13 protein-coding genes, 2 pseudogenes and 2 riboswitches are annotated in these 15,573 nt (G+C 65.4%); of the genes and pseudogenes, 7 read left to right on the top strand and 8 right to left on the bottom strand.

Going from position 1 to position 15,573, the window contains the following annotated elements; all coding sequences use genetic code 11:
* Positions 1–124, top strand: a 124-nt coding sequence (locus AVHM3334_RS22535; protein WP_284415700.1) for an integrase core domain-containing protein, incomplete at its 5' end; no start/stop codon positions are given.
* On the opposite strand, the pseudogene AVHM3334_RS22530 reads toward AVHM3334_RS22535, so the two are convergent.
* From AVHM3334_RS22530 to gcvT, 5 genes and pseudogenes are all read right to left on the bottom strand, one after another.
* Positions 116–424 (bottom strand): annotated as a pseudogene (locus tag AVHM3334_RS22530) (MerR family transcriptional regulator); the annotation flags it as partial. The gene AVHM3334_RS22535 and the pseudogene AVHM3334_RS22530 overlap by 9 nt on opposite strands.
* 22 nt (positions 425–446) lie before the next feature.
* Positions 447–854, bottom strand: coding sequence for an FKBP-type peptidyl-prolyl cis-trans isomerase (locus AVHM3334_RS22525; RefSeq protein WP_284415699.1), 408 nt, complete (start codon positions 852–854; stop codon positions 447–449).
* A gap of 153 nt (positions 855–1,007) precedes the next feature.
* Positions 1,008–3,929, bottom strand: a complete 2,922-nt coding sequence (gcvP, locus tag AVHM3334_RS22520) for an aminomethyl-transferring glycine dehydrogenase (protein WP_284415698.1) — start codon at positions 3,927–3,929, stop codon at positions 1,008–1,010.
* A gap of 46 nt (positions 3,930–3,975) precedes the next feature.
* On the bottom strand, positions 3,976–4,350 hold the full coding sequence (gcvH, locus tag AVHM3334_RS22515) for a glycine cleavage system protein GcvH (protein ID WP_284415697.1): 375 nt from the start codon (positions 4,348–4,350) through the stop codon (positions 3,976–3,978).
* Between the two features lie 103 nt (positions 4,351–4,453).
* Positions 4,454–5,587 carry a glycine cleavage system aminomethyltransferase GcvT gene (gene gcvT, locus AVHM3334_RS22510; protein WP_284415696.1) on the bottom strand — a complete coding sequence of 378 codons (1,134 nt, stop codon included), beginning with the start codon at positions 5,585–5,587 and terminating at the stop codon, positions 4,454–4,456.
* A 47-nt stretch (positions 5,588–5,634) separates the two neighbouring features.
* Positions 5,635–5,749: riboswitch (glycine riboswitch) on the bottom strand.
* A gap of 23 nt (positions 5,750–5,772) precedes the next feature.
* Positions 5,773–5,859: riboswitch (glycine riboswitch) on the bottom strand.
* A 256-nt stretch (positions 5,860–6,115) separates the two neighbouring features.
* Here gcvT and AVHM3334_RS22505 point away from each other — a divergent pair.
* Positions 6,116–6,535 carry an Lrp/AsnC family transcriptional regulator gene (locus tag AVHM3334_RS22505; protein WP_284415695.1) on the top strand — a complete coding sequence of 140 codons (420 nt, stop codon included), beginning with the start codon at positions 6,116–6,118 and terminating at the stop codon, positions 6,533–6,535.
* A gap of 130 nt (positions 6,536–6,665) precedes the next feature.
* Here the strand turns inward: AVHM3334_RS22505 and AVHM3334_RS22500 are convergent, their stop codons facing one another.
* Positions 6,666–7,265, bottom strand: a complete 600-nt coding sequence (locus AVHM3334_RS22500; protein WP_284415694.1) for a lipocalin family protein — start codon at positions 7,263–7,265, stop codon at positions 6,666–6,668.
* A 197-nt stretch (positions 7,266–7,462) separates the two neighbouring features.
* Complete coding sequence (locus tag AVHM3334_RS22495) at positions 7,463–9,169, bottom strand: electron transfer flavoprotein-ubiquinone oxidoreductase (protein WP_284415693.1); 1,707 nt, start codon at positions 9,167–9,169, stop codon at positions 7,463–7,465.
* Positions 9,170–9,307: 138 nt separating this feature from the next.
* Here AVHM3334_RS22495 and AVHM3334_RS22490 point away from each other — a divergent pair, with 138 nt between their 5' ends.
* The 5 genes and pseudogenes from AVHM3334_RS22490 (at position 9,308) to AVHM3334_RS22470 (ending at position 14,580) form a co-directional block, all read left to right on the top strand.
* A complete protein-coding gene (locus tag AVHM3334_RS22490) occupies positions 9,308–10,090 on the top strand; it encodes an SDR family oxidoreductase (RefSeq protein WP_284415692.1) in 783 nt (260 codons plus the stop codon).
* Between the two features lie 13 nt (positions 10,091–10,103).
* Positions 10,104–11,014, top strand: a pseudogene (locus AVHM3334_RS22485) (EamA family transporter).
* 260 nt (positions 11,015–11,274) lie between these two features.
* Positions 11,275–11,994 (top strand): autoinducer binding domain-containing protein, encoded by a 720-nt coding sequence (locus tag AVHM3334_RS22480; protein ID WP_284415691.1) that lies wholly within the window; start codon positions 11,275–11,277, stop codon positions 11,992–11,994.
* A 275-nt stretch (positions 11,995–12,269) separates the two neighbouring features.
* Positions 12,270–13,793, top strand: a complete 1,524-nt coding sequence (gene katB / locus AVHM3334_RS22475) for a catalase KatB (RefSeq protein ID WP_284415690.1) — start codon at positions 12,270–12,272, stop codon at positions 13,791–13,793.
* A 106-nt stretch (positions 13,794–13,899) separates the two neighbouring features.
* Complete coding sequence (locus tag AVHM3334_RS22470; RefSeq protein ID WP_284415689.1) at positions 13,900–14,580, top strand: ankyrin repeat domain-containing protein; 681 nt, start codon at positions 13,900–13,902, stop codon at positions 14,578–14,580.
* A 93-nt stretch (positions 14,581–14,673) separates the two neighbouring features.
* On the opposite strand, the gene AVHM3334_RS22465 is transcribed toward AVHM3334_RS22470, so the two are convergent.
* Positions 14,674–15,459: a metal-dependent hydrolase gene (locus AVHM3334_RS22465; protein ID WP_284415688.1), complete on the bottom strand. Its 786-nt coding sequence runs from the start codon at positions 15,457–15,459 to the stop codon at positions 14,674–14,676.
* Positions 15,460–15,573: the final 114 nt, after the last annotated feature.

Raw genomic sequence — 15,573 nt, 5'->3', positions numbered from 1 at the left:
ACGCACAGCATGGTTGCCTGCGTTCCTGAGCTACTACAACGCCAGGAGGCCCCACTCGGCCTTGGGCTACAGACCTCCAGCTTCCCGACTTGCCGGGTATAACCTATTGCAACTCGACAGCTAGGCGCCCGCGCAACTCGGTGGCCTGGGCGATCTGCTGGTCCAGCGCCCGGATCTGCTGCCCGATGATGTGCTCGGGCGCCATGCCGTCGCCTGCCAGCAGGGCCGCGATGTCGCTGAGCGGCAGCCCCATCTGCCGCAGCGTTTGGATGCCGTGCAGCCGCTGCACGTCGGACTGGCTGTAGAGGCGGTACCCCGCCTCGGACCGGCCCGACGGCGTGAGCAGGCCCACTTCGTCGTAGTGGTGCAGGGTGCGCACCGTGAGGCCGGTGCGCCGGGCCAGCTCGCCGACCTTGAGCAGCATCTGTGGCGGGCCCGTCAGCGGATCAGCGGACCGAGATCAGCTCGATCTCGAAGTTCAGCGTAGCGTTGGGCGGAATGACGCCGCCTGCGCCGCGCTCGCCATAGGCGATGGCTGGCGGGCAGGTCAGCTTGGCCTTGCCGCCGGGCTTCATGCGCTGCACGCCTTCGGTCCAGCAGGGGATGACGCGGGTCAGCGGAAATTCGGTGGGCTCGCCGCGCTTGTAGGAGCTGTCGAACTCCTTGCCGTCCGCCAGCGTGCCCTTGTAGTGCACATTGACGGTATCGGTGGCCTTGGGAGACTCGCCCGTGCCTTCCTTGAGCGATTCATAGACCAGGCCGCTGGCGGTGGTGATGGGCTTGGCGGTTTGCGCCACGGCGGCGGCGGGAGCGATCACGGCGCTGGCGAGCAGCAGGCACAGGATTTTGCGCAAAGGGTTCTCCTTGGGGTGGTTCGGACAGCCCGCGATCTTAGCCCTGCGCGCCGCGCGCTTTCGCAGCGAACGCAACGGTTTGCAAAAGACGAAAGCCTGCAGGGCGAGGCGCTCTGCAGGCTTTTCAAGCCGATCTCCGGGGCCAAAGGCGTATCAGGCGTAGTCGCTCACGGGAATGCAGCTGCACGACAGGTTGCGATCGCCCCAGACGTTGTCCACCCGGCCCACGGGCGACCAGTATTTGCCGCTGCGCAGGGCGGCCACGGGGTAGGCGGCCGTCTCGCGGGCGTAGGGGCGCGTCCATGCGTCGGTGAGCAGGCTTTCGGCCGTGTGGGGCGCGTGCTTGAGCGGGTTGCTGTCCTGCGGCCAGGTGCCGGCCTCGATCTGCCGGATCTCTTCGCGGATGGCGATCATCGCGTCGATGAAGCGGTCCAGTTCGGACAGCGTCTCGCTCTCGGTGGGCTCCACCATCAGCGTGTTGGGCACCGGGAACGACAGCGTGGGCGCGTGAAAGCCGTAGTCGATCAGGCGCTTGGCCACGTCCTCGGCCATCACGCCACTGGTTTCCTTCAGGCCACGCAGGTCCAGGATGCACTCGTGGGCCACATGGCCGTTGGCGCTCGCGTACAGCGTGGGGTAGTGGTCCTTCAGGCGCGCGCTGATGTAGTTGGCAGAAAGGATCGCCGTCTCGGTCGCGGCCTGCAGGCCTTCGGCGCCCATCATGCGGATGTACATCCAGCTGATCGGCAGCACCGCCGCATTGCCCAGCGGGGCGGAACTGACCGCGCCCACGCCGTTGGCGCCGGCATCCGGCGCGTCACCCAGTGCGCCTTGGCCGGCGGCCGTGCGGTGGCCCGGCAGGAAAGGCACCAGATCGGCCACCACGCACACGGGGCCGACGCCGGGGCCGCCACCGCCGTGCGGGATGCAGAAGGTCTTGTGCAGGTTCAGGTGGCTCACGTCGCCGCCGAACTCGCCGGGCGCGGCCACGCCGACCAGCGCGTTCATGTTGGCGCCATCCACGTACACGCGGCCGCCGTGCTGGTGCACCAGCGTGCAGAGTTCCTTCACCTGGGTCTCGAACACGCCGTGCGTGCTGGGGTAGGTGATCATCACGCAGGCCAGGTGGGCGCTGTGCTGCTCACACTTGGCACGCAGGTCGGCAAGGTCCACATTGCCGCTGGCATCGCAGGCGGTCACCACCACCTGCATGCCCACCATCTGCGCGCTGGCCGGGTTGGTGCCGTGCGCGCTGCTGGGGATCAGGCAGATGTTGCGGTGGCCCTCGCCCTGCGCCGCGTGGTAGGCCTTGATGGCCAGCAGGCCGGCATATTCGCCCTGCGAGCCGGCGTTGGGCTGCAGGCTGATGCCGGCGTAGCCCGTGGCCTCGCACAGCCAGGCGCGCAGTTGCTCGTCCAGCAGGCGGTAGCCCTGCTGCTGGTCGGCGGGGGCGAAGGGGTGCACGTTGGCGAATTCGGGCCAGGTGATCGGGATCATCTCGCTGGTCGCGTTCAGCTTCATGGTGCAGCTGCCCAGCGGGATCATGGTGCGGTCCAGCGCCAGGTCCTTGTCGGACAGCTGGCGTATGTAGCGCAGCATGCCGGTTTCGGAATGGTGGGTGTTGAACACCGGGTGCGTGAGGAAGGCGCTGGTGCGGCGCAGCGCGGCGGGAGTCAGCGGCTCCACGCCCTTTTCGAAGGCAGCGAAGGTGGGCAGCGCCTGTCCGTCCTTGGCGAAGATCTTCCACAGCAGCTCGACATCGGCGCGGGTGGTCGTCTCATCCAGCGTGATGCACAGGTAATCTTCGAAGTAGATTCGCAGGTTGGCGCCCATGGATACTGCGCGGGAAGCTATTGTTTTTGTAGCGTCTTCGGTGTGCAGCGACAGGGTGTCGAAGCTGCCGTGCTGGCGCAGCGGCGCCCCCAATTGCGCAAGGCCCTGGGCCAGGATGGCGGTGTACGCGGCCACGCGCTGGGCGATGCGCTTGAGCCCCTGCGGCCCGTGGTACACGGCGTACATGCTGGCCACCACGGCCGGCAGCACCTGGGCCGTGCAGATGTTGGAGGTGGCCTTTTCGCGGCGGATGTGCTGCTCGCGCGTCTGCAGCGCCAGGCGGTAGGCGGGCTTGCCATGCACGTCCACGCTCACGCCGACCAGGCGGCCGGGCAGGGAACGCTTGTATTCGTCGCGGCAGGCCATGAAGGCGGCGTGCGGGCCGCCAGCGCCCATCGGCATGCCGAATCGCTGCGTGGTGCCGACGACGATGTCGGCACCCCATTCGCCGGGCGGCGTGATCAGCGTCAAGGCCAGCAGATCGGCGGCGGCGATGAAGGCCGCGCCCTTCGCGTGGGCCTTGGCGGCGTCCGCCGACAGGTCGTCGATGCGGCCGCTGGTGGCCGGGTACTGCGCCAGCACGGCGAAATACTCGCCGTCGAGCGCGGCATTCCATTCGTCGAGCGAATTGGCCAGCACGACCTCGATGCCCAGTGGCGCTGCGCGGGTCTGAATCACTTCGATCGTCTGCGGATGCGCGTCGCCGGCCACGATGAAGCGCATGCTCTTCGATTTGACCGAGCGCTTGGCCAGCGTCATGGCCTCGGCGGCGGCGGTGGCCTCGTCCAGCATCGACGCATTGGCGATGGGCATGGCCGTGAGGTCGCACACCATCGTCTGGAAGTTGACCAGCGCCTCCATGCGGCCCTGCGAAATCTCGGCCTGATAGGGCGTGTAGGCCGTGTACCAGGCGGGGTTTTCCAGAATGTTGCGCAGGATGACGCCCGGCGTGTGCGTGCCGTGGTAACCCTGGCCGATGAAGTTGCGCAGCACCTTGTTCTGCGTGGCGATGGCCTTCAGTTCGGCCAGCGCCGCGGCTTCGGTGGTCGCCGGCGGCAGGTCCATGGCCCGGCTGCGCGCGATGGAGCGCGGCACGATGCTGTCCACCAGCGCGCGGCGCGAGGCCTCGCCGATGGCGCAGAGCATGTGCTGTTCGTCCGCCTCGTCGATGCCGATGTGGCGGGGCAGGAACTCGGTGGCGTTTTCAAGCGCGCCAAGCGGCAGGGCGGATTGCATCAGCATGGGAGAGGACCGTGGACGGAGAAAAAGAAAAGGAAGAGAAGAAGGCTCAGGCGTTCTTGGCGAAATCGGTGTAGGCCGTTTCGTCCATCAGGCCGGACAACTGCGCCGGCTCGGACAGCTTGACCTTGAAGAACCAGCCGGCATCGAGCGGGGCGGAGTTGGCCAGCGACGGGTCGGCGCGCAGGGCTTCGTTCACCTCGACGATCTCGCCGGACACGGGCATGTACACATCGGCGGCGGCCTTCACGGACTCGACCACACCAGCCACTTCGCCTTGCGCGAAGGTCTTGCCGACCTCGGGCAGGTCCACGAACACCACGTCGCCCAGCGCGTCCTGGGCATGGACGGTGATGCCGACCACGGCGGCGCTGGCGTCGTCAGCGTTGATCCACTCGTGATCGCGGGAGTATTGAACGGTCATGGGGAGCTCCTGAAAAGGTGAAAAAGAAGGAATCTGGAATGTAGCCGCGGCCAATGCCCGGGCAGTGAAGCGGCGGCTGCGGGCAGGCGGGCCGGCGGCTCGGTCAGCCGCGGTGGTAGCGCGGCGGCACGAACGGCATCGCGCGCACCTGCATCGGCACCGGCTTGCCGCGCACGATGGCCTGCACGCGGGTGCCGATGGCGGCCAGCGCGGGCGGCACGTAGGCCATGGCGATGGGCTGGTTCACGCTCGGGCCCAGCAGGCCGCTGGTGACTTCGCCCAGGGCCTCGCCCTCGGCGCTTTGCAGCGGGGTGTGTTCGCGCACGGGAACGCGCTCCAGCGCGGTCAGGCCCACGCGCTTGCGGGCAAGGGTGGCCGGATCGTCGATCTGCGCCAGCACCTTCGCCGCGCCGGGAAAACCGCCCGCCCGTGCGCCGCCCGTGCGGCGCACTTTCTGGATGGCCCAGTTCAGGCCGGCTTCGGGGGGCGTGGTGGTGGCGTCGATGTCGTTGCCGTACAGGCACAGGCCCGCTTCCAGGCGCAGCGAATTGCGGGCGCCGAGGCCGATGGGCTTCACCTCGGGCTGCGCCAGCAGGGCGCGGGCCAGCGCCTCGGCCTGGGCGGCGGGCACCGAAATCTCGAAACCGTCTTCGCCCGTGTAGCCGCTGCGGGTCACGAAGGCGTCGCAATCCGCGATGCGGTAGCTTGCGCCGGTCATGAAGACGAGCTGCTCGACGCCGGGCGCGAGGCGCGACAGCGCGGCGACCGCCTGGGGGCCTTGCAGCGCGAGCAGGGCGTGGTCGGGCATGGGAATGACCTCGCAGCGCTGGCCGATGCGGGCCTGGATGTGCGCGATGTCACCCACCTTGCAAGCGCCGTTGACGATGACGAAGATGTCGCCTTCTGCCCGCTTGATGAACATCAAGTCGTCGATGACGCCGCCGTCATCGTTCAGCAGCAGGCCGTAGCGCTGCTTGCCCACGGGCAGGTCGATCACGTCCACGGGAATCAGCGTTTCGAAGGCTGCGGCGGCGTCAGCCCCCACCAGGCGCAACTGCCCCATGTGGGAGACGTCGAAGAGTCCGGCGGCCTGGCGGGTGTGCAGGTGCTCGGCCATCAGGCCGGCGGGGTACTGCACGGGCATGGAGTAGCCGGCGAACGGCACCATGCGGGCGCCCAGTTCGAGGTGCAGGGCATTCAGCGGGGTGGTGAGCAGGGGGGCGTCGGCGGTGGACATGGCGGTCTCCAGCAAGGGCAAATCGGAACGCGGCCCCATGGCCACGCATTTGCCCCGCTGTCCGCTTTACCTGAGAGATTCACCCACGGGCCATGGCGGCGCGGGGGCTTGCTCCTTCGGTGGGCCCGCGCATGCGGCGGACCTCTCTCCAGCAAGGGGAACGACCGCATCCCTGCGGGCGTTTTGCCAGTCCTTTTGCCTGAGCGTTCGGGGTCACCCTGCGCCTTCGGCGGCACCGGCCATCCCTCGGGACTGCGGCGCTCTCTCCTGACCGGGCGGATTCTAACTGCAGCGACAGCGCGCCCTGCGCAAACCGATGCCCTGGCAGGGCGGTTTCAGCGCTTTGCCAGGTGCCCCGGCGAACGGTAATCCGCCAGGGCCCTGCCAGTTTCGTGCGCCCCGGTAAGGGCGCCTTGATGGAGAGAGTGTGCGCTCCGGGCGGTGGATGGATTTTCTGAATTTCTTCAAAAATCCCGTTTATGCAGAAAAATATTCTGCCATTTGGATTTTTCAAGAACCATGTGGCGCATGGATCGTCTCGACAGAAAAATTCTCTCCGTCCTTCAAGCCGATGCGCGGGCCAGCCTGCAAGAGATCGGCAACGCCGTGGCCTTAAGCCCTTCGCCTTGCTGGGGCCGCATCAAGACGATGGAAGAGGCGGGGGTGATCGAGGGCTATACCGTTCGCCTGAACGCCAAGGCGCTCGACCTGAACGACACCGTGCTCGTGCAGGTCACGCTCGACAGCCACTCCGACAACACGCTGGAGAAGTTTGGCGAGATGCTGGCGAGCATTCCCGAAGTGATCGAAGCGCACCTCGTTTCGGGCGACTACGACTACCTCCTGCTGCGCGAAAAGCTCTACAAGATCAAAGGCATTCGCCACAGCCGTTCGAGCTTCGTGCTGCGCACGCTCAAAAAAGCCGATCTGCCGTTGTTCGCCCAGTAAAAAAGAAAAGCACAGCGGCCGCATCGGCTTTGCGGCCGGTTCGGCAGAGGGTCACTGCTGAAAAGTGCCCGCTGCCGGCGTTTTGATTGCCTGTTGTGCTATTGAATCAATAGCATCTACCCCGCCCGAGTCAGGCGATGCGCATGCTGCCGTCCTCGTCCTGCGGCACCCAGATGATGCGGTCCATGTCCACGCCCATCGCGCGGGCCTGGGCCAGCAGACGGGGCCGCACACCGCGCGGCAGGCTGGGTGTGCGGGAGAGGATCCAGAAGTAATCCAGGCTCGCACCCACGACCATGGCCCAGCGGTAGTCCTCGTCGAGCGCCACCACGTGGTAGCCGCCATAGAACGGGCCGAAGAACGACACCTTCAGCGAGGCCTTGTCGGGGCTGTCGGTGAACACCGCCCGGGCACGCGCCTCGCGCCAGCGCTTTTGGACGGGATCGAAACCGCGGTTGAGCACCTGCACCGAGCCGTCCGGCCCGCGGCTGTAATGGGCACTGGTCTGAATCAAGCCCTTTTCGAAGCGGTGGTCGATGCGCGCCAGTTCATACCAGTGTCCGGCATAGCGATCCACATTGAAACCTTCCACCACCTCGACGCCGCGCGGCGCCCGCACGGATGCGCTGGCCGAAAATGCCAGCGCTGCTCCCACGGCGGCTGCGCCCAAGGCCAGGGGCCAGAGCGGGCGACGGTGGGTGCGATAGCGTGGGGCGGGGGAACGGGCCATGGGGTCTCCTGCTTCGATGGCGTGGTGTTGGGTTCGGTACCGCGCTGCGGGTGCGGCGCGGCAAGGCCAGACAGTCTCGCCTGCAAGACCGCAGGACGCTGTAGGTGCGTTCCTGCAACGGCCGTCGGAATCGCCACGAAAAAGGGCCTGCATCGCAGGCCCTTCGGGTCGCCCTCGAGAGGGCGGGGAGGCGGAAATTACATGCCCGAATAGTTCGGGCCGCCGCCGCCTTCGGGTGTCACCCAGACGATGTTCTGCGTCGGGTCCTTGATGTCGCAGGTCTTGCAGTGCACGCAGTTCTGCGCGTTGATCTGCAGGCGCTGGGCATCGCCGCCCTTGGACTCGTCGGGCACGAATTCATACACCGCGGCCGGGCAGTACCGTGACTCGGGGCCCGCGTATTTGGCGAGGTTGATGTTGACCGGCACGCTCGCGTCCTTGAGCGTCAGGTGCGCTGGCTGGTTCTCGGCATGGTTGGTGTTGCTGATGAACACGCTGGACAGCCGGTCGAAGGTGAGCTTGCCGTCGGGCTTGGGGTACACGATGGGCTTGCACTCGGCCGCGGGCTTCAAATAGGCGTGGTCGGGCTTGTCGCGGTGCAGGGTCCAGGGAATGTTGCCCTTGAGCACGAACTGCTCGATGCCGTTCATGACCGTGGCGGTGGCCAGGCCCTTCTTGAACCAGGCCTTGAAGTTGCGCGCCTTGTTCAGCTCGGTGTAGAGCCAGCTCTTTTCGAACGCCTCGGGGTAGGCGGTGAGTTCGTCGTGCTGGCGCCCGGCATGGACGGCGTCGTACGCGGCTTCGGCCGCCAGCATGCCGGTCTTGATGGCCGCGTGGCTGCCCTTGATGCGGCTGGTGTTGAGATACCCGGCCTCGCAGCCCACGAGCGCGCCGCCTGGGAACACCGTCTTCGGCAGCGACAGCAGGCCGCCCGCCGTGATGGCGCGTGCGCCGTAGCCGATGCGCTTGGCCGGCTTGATGCCCTTGGACTCGTCGCCTTCCAGGTAGTAGCGGATGTTGGGGTGGGTTTTCCAGCGCTGGAATTCCTCGAACGGGCTGAGATAGGGGTTGGAGTAGTCCAGCCCGGTGATGAAGCCCAGCGTGACCTTGTTGTCTTCGGCGTGGTAGAGGAACGCGCCGCCGTAGGTGTCGCTGTCCATCGGCCACCCGGCGGTGTGCAGCACGAAGCCGGGCTGGTGGCGCTTGGGGTCGATTTCCCAGAGTTCTTTCACGCCGAGGCCATAGGCCTGTGGATCGCGCCCTTCGTCCAGCTTGAAGCGGCTGATGAGCTGGCGGCCCAGGTGGCCGCGTGCGCCTTCTGCAAAGATCGTGTACTTGGCGTGCAACTCCATGCCCAGCTGGAAGTCGCCGGTCAGTTCACCCTCCTTGCTCACGCCCAGGTTGCCGGTGGCCACGCCCTTGACGGAGCCATCCTCGTTGTAGAGCACTTCGGCGGCGGGAAAGCCGGGGAATATCTCCACGCCCAGGTTTTCGGCCTGGGTGCTGAGCCAGCGCACCACGTTGCCCAGGCTCACGATGTAGTTGCCGTGGTTCTGAAAGCACTGGGGCAGCAGGAAATTGGGCGTGCGCCAGGACGACTTCTCGCCCAGGAAGATCATCGCGTCGTCGGTGACCGGCTGGTTGAGCGGGGCGCCGAGTTCCTTCCAATTGGGGATGAGTTCGGTCAGGGCCTTGGGGTCCATGATGGCGCCCGAGAGAATGTGCGCGCCGGGCTCCGAGCCCTTTTCCAGCACCACGACCGAGATGTCCTGGCCTTTTTCGGCGGCCAGCTGCTTCAGGCGGATGGCCGTGGCCAGCCCGCCGGGCCCTCCGCCCACGACCACCACGTCGTATTCCATGGCTTCGCGGGGGCCGTGTTGGGCGAGGATTTCTTCATTGGTCATGGGCGTCTCGTGGTGGTTTGATAATGGGTGATCCGGTGTGGGCGCTTGGCCTGCGCTCCTTCCGCCGATCGGACGATTGTATTCACGGAAAATCGACAATCGAACGATCGTTCTATTTTCTGACAAGAGAGACATCCCATGGCTTACAGCATCGATTTGGAAGGGCGCGTCGCGTTCGTCACCGGCGCATCGAGCGGTCTTGGCGCGCAGTTCGCGCGCACCCTGGCCGCAGCCGGCGCGGGCGTGGTGCTCGCCAGCCGGCGCGTGGAAAAGCTCAAGGAATTGCGCGCACGCATCGAAGGCGAGGGCGGCGATGCCCACGTGATCGAACTCGACGTGACCGATCACGACTCCATCAAGGCCGCGGTGGCCCATGCGGAGACCAAGATGGGCTCCATCGACATCCTGGTGAACAACTCGGGTGTTTCCACCACCCAGCGCATCCAGGATGTGACGCCCGACGATTTCGACTTCATCTTCGACACGAATGTGAAGGGCGCCTTCTTCGTCGCGCAAGAGGTCGGCAAGCGCATGCTGGCCCGCTCGCGCGGAGCGGCGCCGGGCACCTTCACGGGGGGGCGCATCATCAACATCGCCTCGATGGCGGGCCTCAAGGTACTTCCCCAGATCGGCGCCTATTGCATGAGCAAGGCCGCCGTGGTGCACATGACGCGCGCCATGGCCCTTGAGTGGGGGCGTTTCGGCATCACGGTGAACGCGTTGTGCCCAGGTTACATCGACACCGAGATCAATCACCACCACTGGCAGACCGAGCAGGGCAAGAAGCTGATGGACATGCTGCCGCGCAAGCGCGTCGGACAGCCCAAGGACCTGGACGCGCTCATCGTCATGCTGGCCAGCGACCAGAGCCATTTCGTGAACGGCGCCGTGATCGCGGCGGACGACGGCTTCGCGATCTGACGATCCCCGGCCGATGCTGACCGGGATTCTGGCGGGGCTCGCCGCAGGCGCGCTCTGGGGGCTGGTGTTCGTTGCGCCGCGCATGGCGGCCCGCTTCGCGTCGGTGGACCTGACATCGGGGCGCTTCATCGCCTACGGTGCAGTGGCCGTGGGCATGCTGCTGTGGGGGCTGCGGCCGGGGCAACGGGCCCGCGTGCGCTGGCCCACGGCCGCCCAAGCCGCGTCGGCACTGGGTTTGAGCGTGCCCGGCTTCACCGGCTACTACCTGCTGCTGCTGCTGCTGGCGATTCGCGATGCGGGAGTGGAAATGCCCGCGCTCATCATCGGCACCATTCCCGTGTGGGTGATGCTGCTGGGCAAGCCGAAGGGCTTGCGCTGGGCGGCCCTCGTGCCGGGGCTGGCGCTCACCCTTGCCGGCCTCGGGCTCATGGGCTGGGCGCCGGTGGTGAAGCCGCCGTGGGCGAGGCCGCCGTGTACTGGCGTGGCATCGGCATCGCGCTGGTGGCGCTGGTCTTCTGGACCGCGTTCGCCATCCTCAACTCCGCATGGCTGCAGCGGCACCCGGAGGTGGGCGCGACGCAGTGGGCCAACTGTCTGGGGGAGGCCACCGGCTTGGGCGGCCTGCTGCTCTGGGGCTTGAAAGGCACATCGGTGGCGGTCTTGGTCGCACAACCGGGCTTCGGCACCTTCGTGCTGGTGTGCCTGGCCATCGGCTTCGGCGCGAGCTGGCTCGCCACCATTCTCTGGAACCTGGCCAGCCAGCGGCTTTCGGCAAGCCTGTGCGGACAGTTGATCGTGAGCGAAACGCTGTTTGCGCTCGTCTATTCGTTCGCCTGGAACGGCCACTGGCCAGCGCCTGCGCAATGGGCGGCTTGCGTTTTTTTCACGCTGGGAATCCTCGCATCCATTCAGGCGCACCGATAACGCTGACTGCACTCAAAAACATAGGAACCAGTACGCCGGTGCCCGAGCGCAGGAAGCGCACGCTTTCATCTCCGCGCCCGATGCCCTTTTGTTCGCGCGGGCGGTGGCGGGCGGCTTGTCCGTGCCGGTAATGGCGCCCAGATCGGCGAACTTCTTATGAGTAATGCTTATGAAATTGCTTAGAGTAAGTATGAGCAAGTGAAATTTCACAAAATCTGCCCGATAGACTGAATGCATAAAACATCAGTCGGGAGGTGGCAATGGGTCTGCACCAGTGGCAGCGGGAGATTTACGAGCGGTTTTTGAGCGAAACCTGCAAGCGGCGCATATTCCAGGAAATCAGTTCTGCGGCCATGGATCTGGGGTTCGAGCGGTGCGCTTATACCCTCTACATTCCAGTTCCTATTTCTCGGCCGCAAATCTATCGGATAGACGATTTTCCCGAGGCGTGGCGGCAAAGATATTCCTATGCGGGCTATCACCAGATCGACCCGTGCGTAGCGCACTGCCGCAGGTCCGAGCGCCCGGTGGTCTGGAGCGACGAACTTTTCGCATCCGCGCCGCAACTTTGGCAAGAAGCACAGTCCTTTGGCCTTCGGGTGGGCTGGTCGCAAGCCAACCAGCATTCAGGGGGATTGCGTGGCGTGTTGACCCTGGTTCGCTCGTCGGTGCCGCTTGCCGAGGCGGAACTCAAGTCCAGCGAACCGCGCATGTCCTATCTGGCCAGCGCTTCTTACGAAGCCATGAGCCGGGCGATCAAAGCGATTCATGGCACGGACCAGAAATCGTTCCTCACGTTGCGTGAAATCGAGATACTCAAATGGACGGCGGATGGCAAAACCATGGGAGATATCGCCCAGATTCTGGAGATCTCCGAAAACACCGTGAAATTCCACCTCAAAAATGCCACTACCAAATTGCAATCGCCGAACAAGACCGCAGCTGTGGTGAAGGCTGCCGTGTTGGGATGGCTGCATTGATGAATGATGCAGTGCATAAAGAAAAGGCTCGCGCCAATGCAAATTTTCCCCACTTCAATATGTAATAAATGGCGACAAATGGCGAGGTTTCAGGCGCGATGCTATTTTTTAGATAGCAGCCTAGCGCCATTTAGCCGTAGGTTTTCAGCAATGCGTGATTCGGTTGCATGGGGCCCATCGGTAATATTCATTGGCGCCATAGCCAATCCCCCCTGTCGCAGGCATTCCGCTACGTGGATCATTCGCTTCCCTTAACGACCCGGAGTGGAGTTTCCATGACAACCCAAAAAATCGTCGCCGCAGCCTTGCTGCTGCAAGGCGTACTGGCACCGGCCGCTTTTGCGCAGTCCGCCCTGACGCGCGACAACGGCGCCCTCGTCGGCGACAACCAGAATTCGCAGACGGCCGGCCCGGACGGTCCCACCCTGCTGCAAGACGTGCAGCTGATCCAGAAGCTCCAGCGCTTCGACCGCGAACGCATTCCGGAGCGTGTCGTGCATGCGCGCGGCACTGGTGTTCGCGGCGAGTTCGTGGCGACGGAAGACCTGTCGTCGCTGACCAAGGCCAAGGTGTTCAGCGCGGGCGAACGCACGCCCGTGTTCGTGCGGTTCTCTTCCGTGGTGCACGGCAACCATTCACCCGAGACGCTGCGCGACCCCCGCGGCTTCGCCACCAAGTTCTATACGAGCCAGGGCAATTGGGACCTGGTGGGCAACAACTTTCCGACCTTCTTCATCCGCGACGCCATCAAGTTTCCCGACATGGTGCATGCGTTCAAGCCCGATCCCCGCACCAATCTGGACGACGATTCGCGCCGCTTCGACTTCTTCTCGCATGTGCCGGAAGCCACGCGCACGCTCACGCTGCTGTACTCGAACGAGGGAACGCCAGCGGGCTACCGCTTCATGGACGGCAACGGGGTGCATGCCTACAAGCTGGTCAACAGCCAGGGCCAGGTGCACTACGTCAAGTTCCACTGGAAGAGCCTGCAGGGGCTGAAGAATCTCGATCCGCAGCAGGTCGCCGCCGTCCAGGCCAAGGATTACAGCCACATGACCAATGACCTGGTCAACGCGATCAAGCAGGGCGACTTCCCGAAGTGGGATCTGTACGTGCAGGTGCTCAAGCCTGAAGAGCTGGCCAGGTTCGACTTCAACCCGCTGGACGCCACCAAGATCTGGCCCGATGTGCCCGAACGCAAGGTCGGCCAGATGGTGCTGAACAAGAACGTGGAAAACTTCTTCCAGGAAACCGAGCAGGTCGCCATGGCGCCCGCCAACGTGGTGCCGGGCATCGAGCCGTCGGAAGACCGCCTGTTGCAAGGCCGCGTCTTCTCGTATGCCGATACGCAGCTCTACCGCATCGGCACCAACGGCCTGAGCCTGCCGGTGAACCGGCCCCGCGTGGCGGTGAACAACGGCAACCAGGATGGCACGTCGAACCACGGCCAGACGACCAGCGGTGTGAACTACGAGCCAAGCCGCCTGGAGCCCCGCCCGCAAGACCCGGCCGCCCGCTACAGCCAACTGCCGCTGACCGGCACCACGCAGCAGGCCAAGATCGGCAAGGAGCAGAACTTCAAGCAGGCTGGCGATCTGTACCGCAGCTATGGCAAGAAGGACCGCCAGGACCTGATCCAGAGCTTCGGCGAGTCGTTGGCAGGCACCGATGCGGAGAGTAAGCACATCATCCTGTCGTTCCTGTACAAGGCCGATCCTGAGTACGGCACGGGCGTGGCCCGCGTGGCCAAGGGTGACCTGGCCCGCGTGAAGCAACTGGCTTCCACGCTGCAGGACTGATCCCCCGAGCGACCCGGCAACGGTTGCCCGGGTCGCGCGATGGCCGCCGAGCCGCTGGCCACTTCCGCCAGCGGCTCGGCACAACGCTTTGAAGGAGGGCATCGGAATGCCAGTTCAATCCTTGCTACGGCAGCACCAGTACCTCATCGCCGTGCTGTGCGCGGTGGCCTTCGGGGCCGCCAGCGCAGCGCCAACCGCTCACCAGGTAGCGCTGGCGGCCCCGGCGAGTGCCACTGCTTCAGCCGCGGCATCAGGCGCTGAAGCAGCTGCTGGATATAGGGCGGTGGCGCCAGCGCCAGGCGCCTCCAACGACCCTGCACGGATCCAGCAGCAATTGCGCCGCTATTTCTTCGACGCGGCGCGCGACGGCCGCCGCGAGATGCTCGCCGAGTTCATCACCGCCCGCTACGACTTGAATGTGCGGGACGAAAAAGGCTACACCGCGCTCATCCTGGCGGCCTATCACGGGCACCGCGAGGCGGTGGAGCAACTGCTGAAGGCAGGGGCCGATCCCTGCGTGCAGGACATGCGCGGCAACACGGCATTGATGGGCGCCATCTTCAAGGGCGAGGTGGCGATTGCCCGTCGCCTGGTGCAGGCCGACTGCGCGCCCGACCAGCGCAACAACGCCGGACAGACCGCTGCCATGTATGCAGCCCTGTTCCAGCGCACCGAGCTGCTGCAGGCGCTGGCGGCAAAGGGGGCCGACCTCAGCGCGAGGGACGCGCAGGGAAACGACGTGTCGCAATTGCAGCGTGGCGAGTTCTCGATGGCGCCTCCGCAGTGACAGTGTGGCGGGTCTGAAGACTTAAAGGTCGAATTGGCCTCCAGCGCAATAACCACTAAGGGATGCTGCTATAAAAATAGTAGCTTTCGATATTCAGCTGCGCGACACCACGCGAAAGCGTGCGGCGTTCGACGACAGCCATTGCCTGGCCAGCGCTGCCGCCGTGGGCTTGGCGTGCTCCTGATCGGGGTGGAAGTCGCTGCGCAGATAGCGCGCTAGCGCTGGCAGCGTGCGCCAGGCCACGCCGTCACGGCCCCAGAAGAACCGCAGCGCGCTCCAGGCCGTCGAGGGGCGCCAGAGCGTTCCGTCGCGGTGCAGGTTGATCGCCGTCTGGCGCATCGCATCGACCATGAACACCAGCCCCACGTACACGTACCAGCGCACCCGCCAGGCGTTGCTGCCGCCCACCGCGCGGTACAGGTCGAAGGCCACGGCGCGGTGCTCGGTCTCTTCGGCGGCGTGCCAGCGCCACACGGTCTGCAGCGTCGCGTCGGCGCCGTCGAGCCAGCGTGCATGGCGCAGCGTGCCGTCGGCCAGCAGGGCCGTGAAATGCTCGTACGCGCAGGTGACTGCCAGCGCATGCAAGGGGTTGGACGTGCGCTCGTGCAGCCGGGCGATGCGTTGGCGCGCCCAGTGCTGCCAGCGGTTTTGCAGGCCCTGGCGCTCCAGCTCGGCGTTGTAGAGCCCGTGGATGTGCTGGTGCGTGGCCTCTTGCCCGATGAAGCCGCGCAGCAGCGCCTGAAGCTCTGCCGCCTCGGGGCCGTCGGACTCGCGCAGCAAGGGCGCCGCGCCGCGCACCGAGTCGATGAAGAACTGCTCGCCCACCGGAAAGCTCATCGACAGGGCATTGAAGAACTGCGTGCGAAAGGGCGGATTCAAAAGTGAAGTGCAACACCTTGGGTTCAATGAATCTCGGTGGAGTGCTGCGGGCTGTTGATGAGCAACTCCCGGTAGACCGCCAGAGGTGATCGTACCCCGAGGCCTTTCCTGGGC

Source organism: Acidovorax sp. SUPP3334 (genome assembly GCF_030159055.1).
Lineage (GTDB): Bacteria > Pseudomonadota > Gammaproteobacteria > Burkholderiales > Burkholderiaceae_C > Paracidovorax.
This window is presented reverse-complemented; position numbering and strand designations above follow the sequence as displayed.